The 901-nt window shown below is 65.1% G+C and carries 1 pseudogene; it reads right to left on the reverse strand.

The window, feature by feature from the left end:
- A pseudogene (locus tag G3446_RS26985) lies at window positions 1-901 on the reverse strand (mechanosensitive ion channel domain-containing protein); the annotation flags it as partial.

Consider the following 901-nt stretch of genomic DNA (forward strand, 5'->3'; position numbering starts at 1 on the left):
CCAGGTAGTTGTTGGATTCCACTGTGGCGGTGTACAGATAGCCGGACCATGCCAGTATGATCATCACGATCGGGTAGAGCACGAGCGCCGGATACCAAAGCCAGTAGCTGCCCATCAGCAACGGATAGGCATCCGGCTGACGTAGCTGAGCCATGACGCCGCGGCGCGGATGGAAGACCCGGACCATGAACCAGGCGGTCGCGCCGAAGGCAAGGATGGCGGCGAGCCGCGCCATGGCGCCGCCGCCCTCGAGCGGATCGAGCACAACCGCAAGGTGCATGAGCACCACTGCCGGGATCAGGGTCCATGTCAAACGCCGCGTCGCCGTCCGCACCAGCGTCAGGTTTGGCTCCGGCCAGCGAAAGTGTACCGCCGCGAGCCCATGCGGCCGGCAGATAGCGGACAGCAGGTGCAGTGACAGGAGGAGCCCGGCGATTTGCAAAACCTTATCGCCTAGGGCCAGCGTCAGATCGGTCCCCGAGGATGCGTGCAGCAGCCAGCCTGATGCGGCCAGAAGGAGCGGCAGCGGCAAGGCTAGGAGCAATGTCAAGCCGAGCGCGCGCAGCGTGAGACCGAAGCTGTCCGTGGTGGGCTTGCCGACGCGACCGGCCAAACCCTCGATGGCAACCCGGATGCGACGCCGGCTCCAAAGCAGCGTGCCCACGAGCACGAACGCCACCCAAAACAGGGGATTCGCCGCGAGCTGGCGAAAAACGATCCGCCCGAGCTCGGTCTTGCGGTCCCCTGCCAGCATCCTGTTGAGCTGATCGGGTAGCGTCAGCAGCTTGTCCAAGTCGATTGGCGCCTCCGTGCGAAGCCAGGCCAGACGCTCCAACAACAGCGCTTCGTAATCGGCGACGAGGGCGAGCAGCGTCTCTTCGGCGGCATCGAGCTCCCTCGC

Origin of the sequence: Thiorhodococcus minor (assembly GCF_010820565.1) — a bacterium.
GTDB lineage: Bacteria > Pseudomonadota > Gammaproteobacteria > Chromatiales > Chromatiaceae > Thiorhodococcus > Thiorhodococcus minor.